This window comes from Streptomyces sp. NBC_00012 (assembly GCF_045040875.1).
Classification (GTDB): domain Bacteria; phylum Actinomycetota; class Actinomycetes; order Streptomycetales; family Streptomycetaceae; genus Streptomyces.
This window is the reverse complement of the sequence record NZ_CP108309.1, coordinates 6,046,908-6,063,388: the sequence shown is the minus strand read 5'-3', so window position 1 is coordinate 6,063,388 and position 16,481 is coordinate 6,046,908. Positions and strand designations below refer to the sequence as shown.

19 protein-coding genes and 1 pseudogene are annotated in these 16,481 nt (G+C 70.5%); 14 read left to right on the top strand and 6 right to left on the bottom strand.

Annotated elements, in window-relative coordinates; all coding sequences use genetic code 11:
* Positions 1–146: 146 nt before the first annotated feature.
* Entirely contained in the window at positions 147–1,193 is a 1,047-nt protein-coding gene (locus OHA19_RS27815) for an alpha/beta hydrolase (RefSeq protein WP_405712319.1), read from the top strand.
* A gap of 19 nt (positions 1,194–1,212) precedes the next feature.
* Here OHA19_RS27815 and OHA19_RS27810 read toward each other — a convergent pair whose 3' ends face one another.
* Together OHA19_RS27810 and OHA19_RS27805 are read right to left on the bottom strand one after the other, a co-directional pair.
* Positions 1,213–2,229, bottom strand: coding sequence for an aldo/keto reductase (locus OHA19_RS27810; RefSeq protein WP_405752055.1), 1,017 nt, complete (start codon positions 2,227–2,229; stop codon positions 1,213–1,215).
* Positions 2,229–2,690 carry a MerR family transcriptional regulator gene (locus tag OHA19_RS27805; RefSeq protein ID WP_405752052.1) on the bottom strand — a complete coding sequence of 154 codons (462 nt, stop codon included), beginning with the start codon at positions 2,688–2,690 and terminating at the stop codon, positions 2,229–2,231. The genes OHA19_RS27810 and OHA19_RS27805 overlap by 1 nt, the downstream gene beginning before the upstream one ends.
* Positions 2,691–3,017: 327 nt before the next feature.
* Here OHA19_RS27805 and OHA19_RS27800 point away from each other — a divergent pair, with 327 nt between their 5' ends.
* Positions 3,018–3,620, top strand: a complete 603-nt coding sequence (locus tag OHA19_RS27800) for a GNAT family N-acetyltransferase (protein WP_405721422.1) — start codon at positions 3,018–3,020, stop codon at positions 3,618–3,620.
* Between the two features lie 34 nt (positions 3,621–3,654).
* Here OHA19_RS27800 and OHA19_RS27795 read toward each other — a convergent pair whose 3' ends face one another.
* Together OHA19_RS27795 and OHA19_RS27790 are read right to left on the bottom strand one after the other, a co-directional pair.
* Positions 3,655–3,825, bottom strand: a complete 171-nt coding sequence (locus tag OHA19_RS27795; RefSeq protein ID WP_405712325.1) for a hypothetical protein — start codon at positions 3,823–3,825, stop codon at positions 3,655–3,657.
* 191 nt (positions 3,826–4,016) lie between these two features.
* Positions 4,017–4,862 carry an SDR family oxidoreductase gene (locus tag OHA19_RS27790; protein WP_405712327.1) on the bottom strand — a complete coding sequence of 282 codons (846 nt, stop codon included), beginning with the start codon at positions 4,860–4,862 and terminating at the stop codon, positions 4,017–4,019.
* 87 nt (positions 4,863–4,949) lie between these two features.
* Between OHA19_RS27790 and OHA19_RS27785 the strand changes: the two genes are divergently transcribed.
* Positions 4,950–5,555, top strand: a complete 606-nt coding sequence (locus OHA19_RS27785; RefSeq protein ID WP_405712329.1) for a TetR/AcrR family transcriptional regulator — start codon at positions 4,950–4,952, stop codon at positions 5,553–5,555.
* Positions 5,556–5,696: 141 nt separating this feature from the next.
* Positions 5,697–6,518, top strand: coding sequence for a serine hydrolase domain-containing protein (locus OHA19_RS27780; RefSeq protein WP_405752050.1), 822 nt, complete (start codon positions 5,697–5,699; stop codon positions 6,516–6,518).
* Here the strand turns inward: OHA19_RS27780 and OHA19_RS27775 are convergent.
* A complete protein-coding gene (locus tag OHA19_RS27775) occupies positions 6,478–6,966 on the bottom strand; it encodes an ATP-binding protein (protein ID WP_405752047.1) in 489 nt (162 codons plus the stop codon). The genes OHA19_RS27780 and OHA19_RS27775 overlap by 41 nt on opposite strands.
* An 85-nt stretch (positions 6,967–7,051) precedes the next feature.
* On the opposite strand from OHA19_RS27775, the pseudogene OHA19_RS27770 reads away from it, so the two are divergent.
* From OHA19_RS27770 to OHA19_RS27745, 6 genes and pseudogenes are all read left to right on the top strand, one after another.
* Positions 7,052–7,893, top strand: a pseudogene (locus OHA19_RS27770) (helix-turn-helix transcriptional regulator).
* Complete coding sequence (locus OHA19_RS27765; RefSeq protein ID WP_405712338.1) at positions 7,853–8,119, top strand: DUF397 domain-containing protein; 267 nt, start codon at positions 7,853–7,855, stop codon at positions 8,117–8,119. The pseudogene OHA19_RS27770 and the gene OHA19_RS27765 overlap by 41 nt, the downstream one beginning before the upstream one ends.
* A gap of 109 nt (positions 8,120–8,228) precedes the next feature.
* Positions 8,229–8,837: a GNAT family N-acetyltransferase gene (locus tag OHA19_RS27760; protein WP_405752045.1), complete on the top strand. Its 609-nt coding sequence runs from the start codon at positions 8,229–8,231 to the stop codon at positions 8,835–8,837.
* Positions 8,838–9,037: 200 nt separating this feature from the next.
* Complete coding sequence (locus OHA19_RS27755) at positions 9,038–9,538, top strand: GNAT family N-acetyltransferase (protein WP_405712341.1); 501 nt, start codon at positions 9,038–9,040, stop codon at positions 9,536–9,538.
* A 135-nt stretch (positions 9,539–9,673) separates the two neighbouring features.
* A complete protein-coding gene (locus tag OHA19_RS27750; RefSeq protein ID WP_405752042.1) occupies positions 9,674–11,692 on the top strand; it encodes an alpha/beta fold hydrolase in 2,019 nt (672 codons plus the stop codon).
* 61 nt (positions 11,693–11,753) lie between these two features.
* A complete protein-coding gene (locus tag OHA19_RS27745) occupies positions 11,754–12,155 on the top strand; it encodes a hypothetical protein (RefSeq protein ID WP_405712344.1) in 402 nt (133 codons plus the stop codon).
* A gap of 21 nt (positions 12,156–12,176) precedes the next feature.
* On the opposite strand, the gene OHA19_RS27740 is transcribed toward OHA19_RS27745, so the two are convergent.
* Positions 12,177–12,833, bottom strand: coding sequence for a pirin family protein (locus tag OHA19_RS27740; protein ID WP_405712346.1), 657 nt, complete (start codon positions 12,831–12,833; stop codon positions 12,177–12,179).
* A gap of 116 nt (positions 12,834–12,949) precedes the next feature.
* Here OHA19_RS27740 and OHA19_RS27735 point away from each other — a divergent pair, with 116 nt between their 5' ends.
* The 4 genes from OHA19_RS27735 to OHA19_RS27720 all read left to right on the top strand — a co-directional run bounded on the left by OHA19_RS27735 (position 12,950) and on the right by OHA19_RS27720 (position 16,478).
* A complete protein-coding gene (locus OHA19_RS27735) occupies positions 12,950–14,149 on the top strand; it encodes a PucR family transcriptional regulator (RefSeq protein WP_405712348.1) in 1,200 nt (399 codons plus the stop codon).
* Between the two features lie 89 nt (positions 14,150–14,238).
* Positions 14,239–15,153, top strand: a complete 915-nt coding sequence (locus tag OHA19_RS27730; RefSeq protein ID WP_405712350.1) for an ACP S-malonyltransferase — start codon at positions 14,239–14,241, stop codon at positions 15,151–15,153.
* An 11-nt stretch (positions 15,154–15,164) separates the two neighbouring features.
* Positions 15,165–16,166, top strand: coding sequence for a ketoacyl-ACP synthase III (locus OHA19_RS27725; RefSeq protein ID WP_405712352.1), 1,002 nt, complete (start codon positions 15,165–15,167; stop codon positions 16,164–16,166).
* A gap of 63 nt (positions 16,167–16,229) precedes the next feature.
* Positions 16,230–16,478: an acyl carrier protein gene (locus OHA19_RS27720; RefSeq protein WP_405712354.1), complete on the top strand. Its 249-nt coding sequence runs from the start codon at positions 16,230–16,232 to the stop codon at positions 16,476–16,478.
* The last annotated feature ends 3 nt before the right edge of the window (positions 16,479–16,481 follow it).

Genomic DNA, 16,481 nt, shown 5'->3' with positions numbered 1-16,481 from the left:
CACTCCGCCTACCCGGGTATGACTGCGCACTTGGCTCCCTGGTGTGACGCCCCCGCATCGTTCCTCTTCCTACCTTCCTCCTCGTCGCGCCGGACGGCGCACGGGAGCCGGGTCAACCGGATCAGCCGGAGAGGGAGGACGACGGGATGCGCCGTTACGCGAGGACGCTGGTCGCGTTCGCACTGGCCACCACCGTGGTGGCGGGCACGGCCGGATGGGCGTCCGGGAACGCGCAGCAGGCCCTCACCGGGCCGCCGCCGGGCACCGCGGCCTGGCGCGCCGATCACGTACTGGGGCGGGAGCTGCCCGATCCCGGGCGGAGCACACCGGCCGAAGTGGCCGCATTCTTCCGGGGGTTGACCGGAACGCAGCAACAGGCCCTGGCCGTACGCCATCCACTCGTCGTCGGCAACCTGGACGGCGCTCCGGTCGAGTTGCGCTACCGGGCCAACGCCCTTTCCCTGCGGGCGAGTCACGATCCCCGGTACGCGCACCTCAAGGGGGCCCAGGGGCGGCAGATCCTCGCGTTCGACCCGCGCGGACGCGGCCAGGTCGCCGAGGTCTTCGGGGACCTGAGCACCGCACGCCAGGTCGCGGTCGTGGTGCCGGGCTCGGACATCGACGCCGGGAACTCCGACCGTACGAACGATGTGTACGGAACTCCGTCCGGCATGGCGAAGGCCCTGTACGCGCGGACCGGGTCCGGCAGCGCCGTCGTCGCCTGGGCCGGGTACACCACCCCCGTGGGCCTCGGCGTCGACGCCGCGACGGGCTCGCTCGCCGAGGCGGGGGCCGGTCGGCTGACCCGGTTCACGGACGGGCTCGCGGCGGTGGGCGTGCCCGAGCCCGCCGTGTTCTGCCACAGCTACGGCTCCGTCGTGTGCGGGCTCGCCGCACCCCGGCTGCGCGCCCGGGACCTGGTGGTCCTCGGCTCGCCCGGGATGCGCGCGGACAACGTCGCCGATCTGCACACCGACGCCCGGGTCTGGGCCGCGAAGAACGCCACGGACTGGATCGACGACGTGCCGAACATCGCGGTGGCGGGGCTCGGCCACGGCCCCGACCCGGCCGCGCCGGAGTTCGGCGCACGCCGCGTCCCGGCCGACGACGCCCGCGGGCACACCGGTTACTTCGCCCCCGGCACGGACTCGCTCCGCGCCTTCGCCGCGATCACCGAGGAGCGGGCGCGATGAGCTCCGGGGCAGCGCGCGGCTACTCGCGCGCGGCGGACGTCGAGCTCATGTCCGGGTAGCGGTCCCCCGCCACCTGCCCCGCGATCGGCTCCAGCTGCGCCAGTTCCCCATCGGTCAGCGTGAGCCGGGTGGCGGCCACGTTCTCCAGCAGCCGGCTGCTCTTGCGGGTGCCCGGGATCGGCACCACGGTCAGCCCGTGCACCTGGGCCCGCTGCTGCACCCAGGCGAGCGCCACCTGCGCGGCCGACACCCCGTGCGCCGCCGCGATCTTGTGGACGGGCTCCAGCAGGGCGGCGTTCGTCTTCGCGTTCTCACCGGTGAAGCGGGGCTGGAACTTGCGGAAGTCGCCCTCCGACAGCTCCTTGGCCGCGTCCGTGAACGCCCCGGTCAGGAACCCCCGCCCGAGCGGCGAGTACGGCACGACGGTCACCCCGAGCTCGACGGCGGCCGTTACGGCGCTGCGCTCGACGTCCCGGCTGAAGAGCGACCACTCCGACTGGAGGGCGGCGATCGGGTGCACCGCGTGCGCCTCGCGCAGCTCCGCACCGGTCACCTCGCTCAGCCCGAGCTGCTTGACCTTGCCCTGCTGGACCAGCTCGGCCATCGCACCGACGGACTCGGCCAGCGGGACGGCCGGGTCGCGGCGGTGCATGTAGTAGAGGTCGATGACGTCGGTGTCCAGCCGTCGCAGGCTGTCCTCCACGGCCTTACGGATGTACGCGGGGTCGTTGCGCACGCCCCGGTAGTGCGGGTCGTCGTCCCTGCGCTCCATGGCGAACTTCGTGGCGAGGGTGATCTCGTCCCGGTGCGCCCCGACGAACGGGGCGAGGAAGGTCTCGTTGGCGCCGCTGCCGTAGATGTCGGCCGTGTCGAAGAGGGTGACGCCAGCCGCCAGCGCCGTCTCCAGCGTCTCGCGGGCGGCGGACTCGTCGGTGTCGCCGTAGAACTCGCTCATGCCCATGCAGCCGAGTCCCTGCACGCCGACCTGCGGGCCGCCGTTGCCGAGCTCCACGGCGGTGATCTTGTCGCCATTCATCAGGCACTGGGCCTTTCCGGCGCCCGTCGGGCGCCCGCATAGAAGTCGATCTTGTGGTCGAGCACGGCGAGGGTGTCCTGGAGCTCCGCGATCCGCGTCCTCACGTCGCGGCGGGTCGCCTCCAGCAGCTCCTGCCGTTCCTCGAAGGTGTGCTCGCCCTCGCGCAGCAGCTCCGCGTACCGCACCATGTCGGCGACCGGCATCCCGGTCAGCCGCAGCTTGCCGACGAAGGCCAGCCAGTCCAGGTCGCGGTTGGTGAAGCGGCGCTGGCCGGTGTGGGACCGGTCGACGTGCGGCATCAGCCCGATCCGCTCGTACCAGCGCAGGGTGTGCGCGGTGAGCCCGGTGAAGGCCGCGACCTCGCTGATGGTGTACCGGTCCTGACCCTCGGGACGCGGATGCGCCTGCGGGGCCGTGGCGCAGACGTCCACCTTCGCTGAAGTGCTCTCCATCACCGTCATGCCCTCCACGCTAGAACCTTGGAGTGCACTCGAAGCAAGCGCGATCGGGAACGGAATCGGCGTGCCGGCGCGAGAGCGGCCTCGAACTGCGGCCGGACGCGGACGCGGGTGCTGATCTTCTCGGAGAACACCTTGTCGCGCGGGATGCCGTGCTGGGCGAGGGCATCCGGCGCGAGGGCAAGCGGGACGGGAGTGCCGGGGCGCCACGGCCGGCCGAGCCCGCGGTCGGCGGGGGTCCCGGCGCTCCGGGCTGGGGCGTCTGGCACGCTCCCCTGGTCAAAACGCGTTGGCGAGGGATTCACCCGGTGTCAGGATGGCTCGGTGAACATGGCACAGAACCACAAGGCCCCTGTCGTACGTACCATCACCGACGCCGACATTCCCACCGCGGTCGATACCCTCGCCCGTGCCTTCGCCGACTACCCCTACACGCGGCACGTGATCGCAGCGGACGATCACGTGAAGCGGATCCGGCGGTTCCAGGAGCTGTGCCTGACCCGCATCGGCATGGTGTACGGCCGAGTCTGGGTCGCCGACGAAGGCCGCGCCGTGGCTGTCTGGGCCGTTCCCGGCCAGGATCCCTCGCCCGCCTTCGCCGAACTCGGGCCGATCCTCGGCGAACTCAGCGGCGACCGGGCCGCCGCGTCCGCGGCCGCGGACGCGGCCATTGCCCCGTACCGGCCCCAGGAGCCGGGATGGTTCCTGGAAACCGTGGGAACCGCCCCCGAGGCCCAGGGGCAGGGCCTCGGCAGTGCGGTGCTGATTCCCGGCGTCCAGGAGGCCGAGCGCGCTGGGCATCCAGCGTTCCTGGAGACCTCCAGCGAGGCGAACGTGCGATTCTACGAGCGCCTCGGCTTCAAGGTCACAGCCGATGTCCAGCTCCCCGACAACGGCCCCCGCACGTGGTGCATGCGCAGGGACCCGCGCTGAGAACCTGAAACCTCACCTTCGACGGGGGCCGTGCTCAGACCACCTCGTCGGCCTCGTCCGACTCCGGCGCATCCGGATCGCTTCCCGCTGCCTCGGCCTCCAAAAGACCCACCTGGAACACGTCTTCTCCGCCGTTGCGCTCAACCTCATCCGCCTCGATGCCTGGTGGAACGGCCAGCCGCTCGACCGCACCCGCGTCAGCCACCTTGCCCGCCTCGGCCTCCCCCTCGCCGCGTGACCGAATAAGCCGGCAGGATCGTCGTCAGCCGCAAACGGCGGTGTATCAGTCCTCTGAACTGGAGGGTCGGGGCAGTTCTGCCGTGTTGGTCGACCCTCCTGGATGGAGCGCCGGTCCGCCCTGAGCGGGCACCGTCTTCCGCGCGCCCAGGACGGGCTCTACTGGAAGGCCGGCAGATTGCGCGCGACCCATGCACCGAAGGGGCCGGCCGGACGGCGGAGGACGTTCTCCACGTCGGGGCTGATCTCCCGCTCGGCCGGCAGCGGGACGCCGAGGATGTCCAGGGTGCCGCCGATGACCTCCTCGGGCATGAACTGCGCCATGCGGGCATGGGCCTCCCCCCGGGAGAGTTCCACCAAGGCCACCTCCTCGCCCAGAGCCTCGGAGATCACCGCGGCCTGCCCGCTCGGGCTGATGGCCTCGGGGCCGGTCAGCTCGTACGTACGGCCCGCGTGGCCGTCCTCGCGCAGCGCGACAGAGGCGACCTCGGCGATGTCCGCCGGGTCGATGACGGGCAGTGCCACATCCGCGAACGGGGCGAAGACGGTGCGCTGGGTACGGACCGGCTCGGCCCAGGCGAAGGCGTTGGAGGCGAAACCACCCGGGCGCAGGATGGTGAAGTCCACTCCGGACGCGTGCACGGCGGCCTCGAACTCGCGCAGGCGGGCGTGCGAAAGGGCGTCGGGGCGGGTGGAGTTGATCTGGGAGGACAGCAGAACGACCCGCTTGACCCCGGCGGCCCCGGCCGCGTCCAGCAGGGCCTTCGGGCTCTCGCCGTGGCCGTTGAGCTCGCCGCCCAGCAGGATGAAGAACGCTTCGGCGCCATCGAGGACCGGCCGCATGCTCGCGGCGTTCCCGACGTCGGCCCGCGCGTGCCGGACGCCGGCCGGGAACCCGGCGGGCTGCGGCTGCCGCGAGACGGCCACGACCTCCTCGCCCACCTCGGTCAGCAGTGGCACCAGCGTCCGTCCGATGTTGCCGGTCGCCCCCGTCACAACGATCATCGCGATCCCCTGAGTTAGTTAGTTAGTTGGCTGACTCAGAAGGACCCTAGCACGGGCCTTCCGGGTGCTGTCTATATAGTTAGTCGGGTGACTGACTCAGTGAAGCCCCGGGCGGCACGGGCCAACGACAAGCGCCGACGGCTCACCGCCGCGGCAGCCCAGGTCCTGCACGAGCAGGGCGTCGAGCGGACCACCCTCGCCGACATCGCCCGCGTGGCCGACGTCCCGGTCGGAAACGTCTACTACTACTTCAAGACCAAGGACGAGCTGGTCCACGCCGCCCTGTCCGAGCACAGTGCACACCTGGACCAGCTCACCAGCCGGCTGGACCGGCTGCCCGACCCCCGCGACCGCCTCAAGGCCCTCGTCGAAGCCTGGGTCGGCCAGCGCGACATCGCCGCCCGCTACGGCTGCCCCACCGGCACCCTGGCCGTCGAGGTCGACAAGCGCGCGGACGGGACCCTGGACGCGGAAGCCGGCGCGGTGATCCGGCGGCTGCTCGACTGGGCCGGGCACCAGTTCCGCGCCCTGGGCCTACCCGACCCGGACGACCTCGCCGTCACCCTCATCTCCGGCTACCAGGGCATGTCGCTCCTCGCCAACGCACTGCGCGACCCGGACATCATGACCCGCCAGGGTGCCCGCCTCCTCCATTGGGTCGACTCCCTGAGGACTCCCGACCAGACCCCCTGACCCGGCGAGCAACCATTGGCCGGGCTCACGCGTCCGTACGCCCCCCGACCGGTTCCCGGCCGTCCGGCTCGTCCGAGGTGCGAAAGGAAGTGGCCGAGGCGGGGACCGAGGCGTTCGACCGTGCCCGTTACGCTCGTACGCATGCAGAGCCTGGCGATGATCGACAACTGGCCCGTCCCCACCGCGGCGGCTGCCGTCGTACGAGCGGACGGCACCGTCGTCGGTACGCACGGCCCGACCGCGCACCGCTTCCCGCTCGCCTCCGTCACCAAGCCGATCGCGGCCTACGCGGCGCTCGTGGCGTACGAGGAGGGCGCGGTCGAGCTGGACGAGCCGGCGGGGCCGGAGGGGTCCACCGTCCGGCACCTGCTCGCGCACACCAGCGGGCTCGCCTTCGACGAGCACCGTACGACGGCCGCGCCCGGCACCCGCCGCCTCTACTCCAACGCGGGCTTCGAGGTGCTCGGCGATCACATCGCCAAGGCCACCGGCATCCCGTTCCCGGAGTACGTGCGCCAGGGCGTACTGGAACCGCTCGGCATGACGGCGACGACGGTGGACGGCTCGCCCGCCAAGGACGGCGTCTCGACCGTCGACGACCTCGTGCGGTTCGCGGCGGAGGTGCAGGCGCCCCGCCTGCTCGACCCGCGTACGGTGCTGGCCGCACAGACCGTCGTACACCCCGGCCTGAAGGGCGTGCTGCCGGGCTACGGCCACCAGAACCCCAACGACTGGGGGCTCGGCTTCGAGATCCGGGACTCCAAGTCCCCGCACTGGACGGGCAGTTCCTCGTCCCCCGCGACCTTCGGGCACTTCGGGCAGTCGGGGACGTTCCTGTGGATCGACCCGGTCGCGGGCGCGGCGTGCATCGCGCTCACCGACCGGGCCTTCGGCCCGTGGGCGGCCGAGGTGTGGCCGCCGTTCACGGACGCGGTGCTCGCGGAGCTCCGTTCCGGTCACTGAGAGAGATCGCCTCGTCCGCCGCCCCGGCGGCGGCCAGGCACTCGAACCACACCGTCTTGCCACGGCCGTCCCGGCGCGGCTCCACGCCCCACTTGTCGGTAACGGCGTCGACCAGCACCAACCCGCGCCCGCCCTCGTCGAGTTCGTCCCCCACGGCCATCCTCGGCACGTCGGGGCAGCTGTCCGCGACCTCCACGCGCACGCCACCGGCCGCGAGCAGGAAGATGAACGTCTGACAGCGACGGCCGGGCACGTAGCGCACGACGTTCGCGATCAGCTCGGTCAACGCCAGCTCGGCCGCGTCGGCCACTTCGAGCAGGCCCCAGCCGGTGAGGTACAGGCGCAGGATGCGGCGCAGATGCCGGGCCGAGTGCTCGCCCATCGCGAAGTCGGCATGGTAGGTCGGCTCCACCACATCTCCGGCCCGTGGATCAAATACGTGATTCATGTCACCAGCGTGCAGTGGACTGATTACCCTCGGCTACGTGCGGAAACGAACGCTGCGAGGCGTTGAACGCCGGAGGTGCCCCGCCGTGGCCAACATCCAGACACTCGATCCCAACGCCTCCCCACTGGACTACTACGGCTGGGAGTTACGCCGTCAGCGCGAGGCCAACAACCTCAAGCAGGGCCAGCTCGGCGACATCATCTTCTGCACCGGCTCGCTGATCGGTCAGATCGAGACGACGAAGAAGATCCCCACCCGCGACTTCTCCGAGCGGGTGGACTCGGCACGGACGGCGTGTTCTCGCGACTGGTCGGCCTGGTCCTGCGCAGCCAGCTGCCCACCTGGTTCCAGCCGTACGCGGACATGGAGGCGAAGGCGACGTACATCTCCACGTACCAGGCGCAGTTGGTGTACGGGCTGTTGCAGACGGAGGAGTACGCGCGGGCGCTGCTCGGCGTCGATCACCCGGAGAAGACCGACGAAATGGCGGCGGCCCGCCTGGATCGCCAGAGGATTCTGCGGGGCGAGAATCCGCCCGCGCTGTGGGTCGTCCTGAGCGAGGCGGCGCTGCTCCAGGAGGTCGGCGGACGCGACGTCATGCGCGCCCAACTGGCACGGCTGTTGGGCTTCCGCGACGACCCCTGGGTCCAGATCCAGGTGCTTCCGTTCTCCGTCGGCCAGCACACGGGAATGATGGGCTCGTTCACCCTTCTCAGGTTCGAGGACGACCCCGACCTGTTCTACGTGGAGAGCTACGACCAAGGGCACATGACCGCCAATCCCCAGGTGATCAAGGAACGTTCGGTCGGCTACGCTCGATTGCAAGCCACAGCCCTCTCCCCCGAGGACTCGGCGACATTGATCGCTCGTGTGATGGAGGAACGCTATGGGGACCAGTCAGAATCTGACCGGAGCACAGTGGCGTAAGTCGTCGTACAGCGGCACCAACGGAGGCGAATGCGTCGAGTGCACCGTCACCGGTGGCGCGGCTTGGCGCAAGTCCAGTTACAGCGGCACCAACGGAGGCGACTGCGTCGAGGTGGTCGACGGCCTTCCCTGCGCCGTGCCCGTGCGCGACAGCAAGAACCCGGACGGCCCTGTCCTGGTCGTCGGGGCCGACGCCTGGCGGGCGTTCGTGGGCGGGCTCGTCTGACGTCACCGCGAAAAAGGCCGTACGGCGAAGGGGGTTCGGGGCGACCGACGGTCGTCCCGGACCCCCTTCGCAACACCGGCCGATGCGACACCCGCTACTCTCCTCGGCCATGGCCGACATAGTCCGCGCTACCGCGACCGACGTCCCCGCCCTCGCCGCCGTGCTCGCCAGTGCCTACGCCGAGGATCCCGTCTGGAGCTGGCTGATGCCGCACAACCGGGACCGGCGGCTGCGGCTGCTGTTCACCGCGCATCTGGCCCAGCAGGTCCCGGCCGGCCGGGTGTGGACCGATCCGGATCGCACGGTCGCGGCAGTGTGGGCGGAGCCCGGGAAGTGGAAGCTGCCAGTGACGTACCTGCTGCGCAACGCGGGTCCGCTCCTACGCGCGACGGGGGCCCGACTCCCGCGTACCGCAGGCCGGTTGTTCGCGATGGAGCACCGCCATCCGGCCGGTCCCGAGCACTGGTACGTCGAGTACATCGGCACCCGTGCGGACGCGCGGGGCACGGGGCGCGGGGCGCGAGTGCTCGGCGGGCTGCTGGAGCAGGCGGACGCGGACGGGCGGCCGGTCTTCCTGGAGTCCAGCAACCGCCGCAATCTCACCTTCTACCAGCGGCACGACTTCGCCGTGCACGAGGAGATGACGTTCCGCACCGGGCCGCCGATGTGGTCGATGTGGCGCCGGGACACCGGCCGCCAGGGCGTGTTTCGAGAGTAGCGCTGTCCGCCCGGAGGGCGGTCCCCGCAGCCTTCGAAACACGCCCTCGGCGCCCTTCCCCGCAGTGTTCGCCGCCGTCGCTCCCCCTCGCCGTTCAACGGCCGTTACGGATGCCGCGCGTTCAGGAGGGCGATGCCCATGTCCGTCCCAGGTGGTCTCAGTCGCCCCGGCTCGGGGAGCGGCGTCGATAGGGTGTCGCCATGCCGTATTCGCCGATGCCGCTCCAACTCGACACCGCTCGGCTGACGTTACGTCAGTGGACCGAGCCCGACATCGATGCCCACCGCGTGCTCGTCGCCGAACGGGGTGGCTGCATGCCGTCGATCGAGGACAACCATCGGATGATCGAGAATCAGCGGGCTGCGTCGGCGCTGACAGGGATTGCTCTGCTGCCTGTCATCCGTCGCGATGTGGGCGACTTCATCGGGTACTGCGGGCTCACTGTCGGTCGGGCTTCTGTCGACGAGCCGGAGATCGCCTATGAGCTGTTCCGGCGCGTGCACGGACAGGGCTATGCGACCGAGGCGGCTTCCGCGGTGCTCGATGCCGCGATCGCGACCGGACGGAAGCGGCTCTGGTCGACGGTGCGTTCCTGGAACGCGCCGTCCTTTCGCGTCCTCGACAAGCTTGGGTTCGAGCGCGACCACGTCTCGACCGATGACCGCGGCGAACTGGTGTGGCTCACCCGTTCTCTGCCGTAGGAGACGCGCTGCGGTCAGTTCGAAGTGGCTCCGCCACGTCAAAGGCACCACCGCCGAGCCGGTTCTCCTCGCCCTGGTCCCCTCAGGTTGTCGGACCCCTGTCACGGTTCGGGGACGGCGGGCAGGATGATCGTCATGATCCGCGCCTTGGATGATGCCGCCTCGTTCCACGACCTGTTCGCCACACACCCTCGCCTGACCGACTTGGTCCTGGCGCCCGACGGAACGCACTTGATCGCGTCCGTGCAGAGCATCAACGACCAGGGCACCAGGCGCGTTTCGAGGTTGTGGGAGGTGGACCCCTCAGGCGAGCGCGAGAGCCGTCCCGTGGCCCGGTCCGTGCAGGGTGACTTCGCTCCCGCTTTCGCCGCCGACGGCACACTGCTGTTCCTCCCCGGCCGCGCGAACACCGATTCCGCCGCTGAAAAGAACGAGAGCCAGGGCGTGGGCTTGTGGGCACTGCCGGACCGCGGCGAGGCCATGCAGATCGCCCACCACCCGGGAGGCATCACCGCCTTCGCCGTCGCCAAGGATGCCCGCACGGTCGCCTACACCGCTGATCTGCTGCCTGGCGCGGTGAGTGCCGAGGCATACGCCGGACTCCGCCGTGAGCGCGAGAGCGCCATGGTCAACGCGGTTCTGTACGAGGCGACCACAACGTATGGCTTTGGTGCAGGCCTCAGCCCTGACGAACCCCACACCTTCGTCCTGCACGCCGACGGGGCTCCGGTGAACGCCGGCAGCCAGGGCCTGACGGGGGCAGGAGATATGGCGCTGTCGCCGGACGGATCGCTGGTGGCCTACACGCGGGCCGCGACGGGCCGCGTTCCCGGGATGAATGTCGTGGTGGTCGCCGACGCTGCCACTGGATTCGAGCACCACACATTCTCGCGCACCGGTCAGCAGTACTACCGCCCGGCGTTCACGGCCGATGGCTCGGCGTTGGTCTGCCAGCGCCAGCGAGAGGAAACCTACGACAGTGAGTGGCGAGTCACGCTGGTCGCGTTCGACCTGGCGTCGGGTGAAGAGACCGACCTCCTGCCGGAGTTCGACAACTGGCCGTGGCCGGGACGGGCGGCCCTCTCGCCGGTCCATGGGAATGCCACGCTGTGGTTCACCGGTGACGAGCGGGGCCACTGCCCGGTCTTCCGCCGCGACGCGGACGGCACGATCACCCGCCTGACCGCATCCGGCGCCTACGCCGCGCTCTGCGTGTCGCCCGATGGGACCACCCTCTACGCACTGCGCAGCACAATCGACAGCCCGCCTCGAGTGGTCCGGCTGGATGCCGTCACAGCCGATCAAGAACCCGCCTTCCTCAGGGCCCCCGGCGACCTCGACCCGCTTCCCGGCACGCTGACCGAGGTGCACGTCGAGGCGGACGACGGTTTCCCGTTGCACGCCTGGCTCGCGCTGCCCGAGGGTGTCTCGGCCGAGCGCCCAGCGCCGCTGATCATCGCCCCGCACGGTGGACCACAGATGTCCTGGAACGCCTGGACCTGGTTGTGGAACCCATGGCCGTTCGCGGCCCGCGGCTACGCGGTGCTGCTACCGGATCCGGCGCTGTCCACCGGCTACGGGCGACGCATGCAGGAGCGCGGCCGGGGCCAGTACGGCGGTCGGCCCTACCGTGATCTCATCGCGCTGACGGACGCGGCGCTGGCACGTGACGACCTCGACGCGACCCGGACCGGCCTCGCCGGCTGGTCCTACGGCGGCTACCTGGCCAACCGGGCCGCGACCCTCACCGACCGCTTCAGGGCGATCGTCACCCACGCCGGGATGTGGAACCTGGAGGCGTTCCAGGTCGACACGGACATGCACGACTATTTCCGGAAGATCTTCGGCGACCCGCGGACGCAGCGCGAACGGTACGAAGCCAACTCGCCCCACTTCCACGCCGCGAAGGTGACGACGCCGATACTGCTCGTGCACGGCGGCAAGGATCACCGCGTCCCGATGGGCCAGGCACTGAGCCTGTACAGCGATCTGCAGAGGCTCGGGACGCCCGTCAGCTTCCTGCACTTTCCGGACGAGGGCCACGGGATCGGAGTGCCGAACCACATTCGCCTCATGTACGAGACGGTGCTGGACTTCCTCGACCACCATGTCCTCGGACAGAGTTGGGACGGCCCTCGCACGGGCACCACCTGAGCGGGGCTCGGGCCGACGAGGCACAGTGGGGCATCTGCGCGCGCTGCTAGATTCGGCCGCCATGCGATCACGTGAGTACGACCTCGACTTCCGCGACCGGGCCACCCGGATACGGGCCTGGGGCATCGGTCTGCTGTCTCTCGCCGCGCTGCTGTGGGCCTGGTGCGCCGTACTGCTGCTGACGCCGTACGAGGTGGACAGGAAGCCCGACGACAAGTACCCCGCAGAGTGTCAATCGCGGCTGTTCACCGAGTACGGCACGGCCAACCAGGGCGTGCAGCGCGGGGACTACTGCGCGGACGAGCGCGACTGGCCCGAGGCGGTGGCCGTGCTCGGGCTGTCCCTGCCGGTGTCCATCGTCGGTGTGGCGCTCTTCACCAGCGCCAGTCTGAGCCGCCGGATGAGCGCCCACTCCGAGGCGATGCGCGAGCTGGACAAATTCACCGACGCCCCGAGGGCGTAGCCCGCACCCGCACCCCTGCTCTCAGGCACCGAGTTCCCAGAGCAGCACCTCGGCCGCCCCCTCCGCGACCAGTTCCAGCCCCTTCTCGCCGGTGATCCGCACCGAGTCGCCCGGCCCCAGCTCCTCGTCGCCGAGCAGCACCGACCCGGCCACCACATGGACGTACACCCGCGCCGCGTCCGGCACCGCCACCCGCTCCCCCGCGCCCGGCCGCCGCACATGCAGCACCGCACCGGCCGCCGGGAGGGCGTACGGGGTCGAGTCGGCGATGCCGGGGACGGTCGTGTACGAGGGTTCGCCGCCCGGTTCGAGCGGGGCCAGCCACATCTGGATGAACGTCAACGGGGCGTCGCCGTCGTTGCGTTCGACGTGGCGCACGCCGGAGGCGGCGCCGAGGTGCTGGAGGTCACCGGGCCGTACGACCGTGGCGTGGCCGGTGGAGTCGCGGTGGGTCAGCTCGCCCTCGACGACCCAGGTGACGATCTCCGTGTGGCTGTGCGGGTGTTCGTCGAAGCCCGCACCGGGCTCCAGCCGCTCCGAGTTGCAGGCCATGATCGCGCCGAAGCGCAGATTGTCCGGGTCGTAGAAGCCGCCGAAGGAGAAGGCGTGCCGGGACAGGATGCCTGCGTCCTGGTCGCCGCCCTGGAAGCGGTCTTCGGCGCGGTGTACGGAAATCACCCGCCCACGGTAGCCGGGCCGGCGGACCGCCAGATCCCCCGGCCGCTACCCGTCGGTACGACCCGCGGTCGCCCCGGCCCTCCGTGCACGTCGCCCGATAAGGCAATCTTGTCTCCGTGCCCCGACCCGATCCTGAGCAGCCCGCTGCGAACGCCGCCCACCTGCATGCCGCGACCCTGAAACGGCTGGAGCAGTCCTCCGGCCGGCTCGCCGCGAACGCGATCGCCCGTATGGACGAGTCGCTGCCGTGGTACCGGGCGATGCCACCGGAGAACCGGTCCTGGATCGGACTGGTGGCCCAGGCCGGTATCGCGGCGTTCACCGAGTGGTTCCGGCACCCGGAGACCCCGCAGGCCATCTCCACCGATGTGTTCGGCACGGCTCCGCGTGAGCTGACCCGGGCGATCACCCTGCGGCAGACCGTCGAGATGGTGCGTACGACGATCGAGGTGATGGAGGCCGCGATCGAGGAGGTCGCCGCGCCCGGCGACGAGTCGGTGCTGCGCGAGGCGCTGCTCGTCTACGCCCGGGAGATCGCCTTCGCGACCGCCCAGGTGTACGCGCAGGCCGCCGAGGCGCGCGGCGCCTGGGACGCCCGGCTGGAATCGCTCGTCGTCAACGCGGTGCTGTCCGGCGAGGCCGACGAGGGCGCCGTGTCACGCGCCGCGGCGCTCGGCTGGAACTCCCCCGAACACGTCTGCGTGGTGCTCGGCACCGCCCCGGACGGCGACAGCGAGCTGACCGTGGAGGCGATCAGGCGGGCCGCCCGGCACGCCAAGCTCCAGGTCCTGACCGGGGTGCTCGGCAACCGCCTGGTGGTCATCGCGGGCGGCAGCGACAGCCCGCTCCACGTCGCGAAGGCGCTGATCGGCCCGTACGCGGCGGGTCCCGTCGTCGCCGGCCCGGTGGTGCCGGACCTGCTGGCGGCCACCCGGTCCGCGCAGGCCGCGGCCGCCGGGCTCAAGGCGTGCGGCGCCTGGCAGGACGCCCCCAGGCCGGTGCTCGCCGACGATCTGCTGCCGGAACGCGCGATGGCGGGCGACCCCGCCGCACGGGACCAGTTGGTGGAGGAGATCTACAGACCGCTGGAAGAAGCGGGCTCCGCGCTCCTGGAAACACTGAGTGTCTATCTGGAACAGGCAAGCAGTCTGGAAGGCGCGGCCAGGATGCTCTTCGTCCACCCGAACACCGTGCGCTACCGGCTCCGACGTGTGACAGACGTCACCGGATGGTCACCGTCCGATGTCCGCTCGGCGTTCACGCTGCGGATCGCCCTGATCCTGGGGCGCTTGGCCGCGAGAGATCCTCAATCCTAGACTTTTGTCGGACATCAACAATTCCCCATACGGTTCTTCGTCCCTGTCCCCACGGGTGTTCGGGACCGTTCACAAGAGAGAGTGTGAGGGTGCTCGTACTCGTCGCTCCCGGCCAAGGCGCTCAGACGCCCGGCTTCCTGACTCCCTGGCTCGACCTCCCCGGTGCTGCCGACCGCATCGCGGCCTGGTCCGATGCCATCGGGCTCGACCTCGTCCACTACGGCACCAAGGCCGACGCGGACGAAATCCGTGACACCTCGGTGGCGCAGCCGCTGCTGGTGGCCGCCGGTCTGCTCTCCGCCGCCGCGCTCGACGCGTCGCCGGACGTCGTCGCAGGTCACAGCGTTGGCGAGATCACCGCTGCGGTCTTCGCCGGAGTCATCGGCGAAGAGGCCGCGCTGCGTCTCGTACGTACCCGCGGGCTCGCCATGGCCGAGGCCGCCGCAGTCACCGAGACCGGTATGGCGGCGCTGCTGGGCGGCGACCCCGACGTGTCGATCGCGCACCTGGAGAAGCTCGGGCTGACCCCGGCGAACGTCAACGGGGCCGGCCAGATCGTCGCCGCGGGCACCGCCGAGCAGATCGCCGCGCTGACCGAGGACATGCCCGAGGGTGTGCGCCGCGTGGTGACCCTCAAGGTCGCCGGAGCCTTCCACACGCACCACATGGCCCCCGCCGTCGACCGGCTGCGCGAGGCCGCCGCGGAGCTGAAGCCCGCCGACCCGGCCGTGACATATGTCTCGAACGCCGACGGGAAGGCCGTCGCCACCGGCGACGAGGTCATCTCCCGGCTGGTAGGCCAGGTGGCCAACCCGGTCCGCTGGGACCTGTGCATGGAGACCTTCAAGGAGCTGGGCGTCACGGCTCTCATCGAGGCATGCCCCGGCGGAACCCTCACGGGCCTCGCCAAGCGCGCGCTGCCCGGTGTGAAGACGCTCGCGCTCAAGACCCCCGACGACCTCGACGCGGCACGCGCGCTCATCTCCGAGCACGCGGGCGTCTAAGGAGCCCGAGAATGTCGAAGATCAAGCCCAGCCAGGGCGCCCCGTACGCACGGATCATGGGCGTCGGCGGCTACCGCCCGACCCGTGTCGTGCCCAACGAGGTGATCCTCGAGACGATCGACTCGTCCGACGAGTGGATCCGTTCGCGCTCCGGCATCGCCACCCGCCACTGGGCCTCCGAGGAGGAGACCGTGGCCGCGATGTCCGTGGAGGCGGCCGGCAAGGCCGTCGCGGACGCCGGGATCACGCCCGAGCAGATCGGCGCCGTGATCGTCTCCACCGTCTCGCACTTCAAGCAGACCCCGGCCATCGCGACCGAGATCGCCCACAAGGTCGGCGCGGGCAGGCCCGCCGCCTTCGACATCTCGGCCGGCTGCGCGGGCTTCGGCTACGGGCTGACCCTCGCCAAGGGCATGATCGTCGAGGGTTCGGCGGAGTACGTGCTGGTCATCGGCGTGGAGCGGCTCAGCGACCTCACCGACAAGGAGGACCGCGCGACGGCCTTCCTGTTCGGTGACGGCGCCGGTGCGGTCATCGTCGGCCCCTCCAAGGTGCCGGCCATCGGGCCGACCGTCTGGGGCTCCGAGGGCGACAAGTCCGAGACCATCAAGCAGACGGTGGCGTGGGACGAGTTCCACGCCGAGCGCCCGGAGAAGTTCCCGGCCATCACCCAGGAGGGCCAGGCGGTGTTCCGCTGGGCCGTCTTCGAGATGGCGAAGGTCGCCCAGCAGGCGCTGGACGCGGCCGGGATCTCCCCGGAAGACCTGGACGTCTTCATTCCGCACCAGGCCAACATGCGGATCATCGACTCGATGGTGAAGACCCTGAAGCTGCCGGAGAACGTCACCGTCGCCCGCGACGTGGAGACCACCGGCAACACCTCCGCCGCCTCGATTCCGCTCGCTATGGAGCGGCTCCTGGCGACCGGTCAGGCGAAGAGCGGCGACACCGCGCTCGTCATCGGCTTCGGGGCGGGTCTCGTCTACGCCGCGACGGTCGTTACCCTCCCCTAGGCACACCGGGCCATTTCGGCCCGCACGCCCCAACCTGCAGATAAACATCGAAGGAGCGCCAACATGGCCGCCACTCAGGAAGAGATCGTCAAGGGTCTCGCCGAGATCGTCAACGAGATCGCCGGTATCCCGGTCGAGGACGTCCAGCTGGACAAGTCCTTCACCGACGACCTGGACGTCGACTCGCTGTCCATGGTCGAGGTCGTCGTCGCCGCCGAGGAGCGCTTCGACGTCAAGATCCCCGACGAGGACGTCAAGAACCTCAAGACGGTCGGCGACGCCGCCGGCTACATCCTCAAGCACCAGGGCTGATCA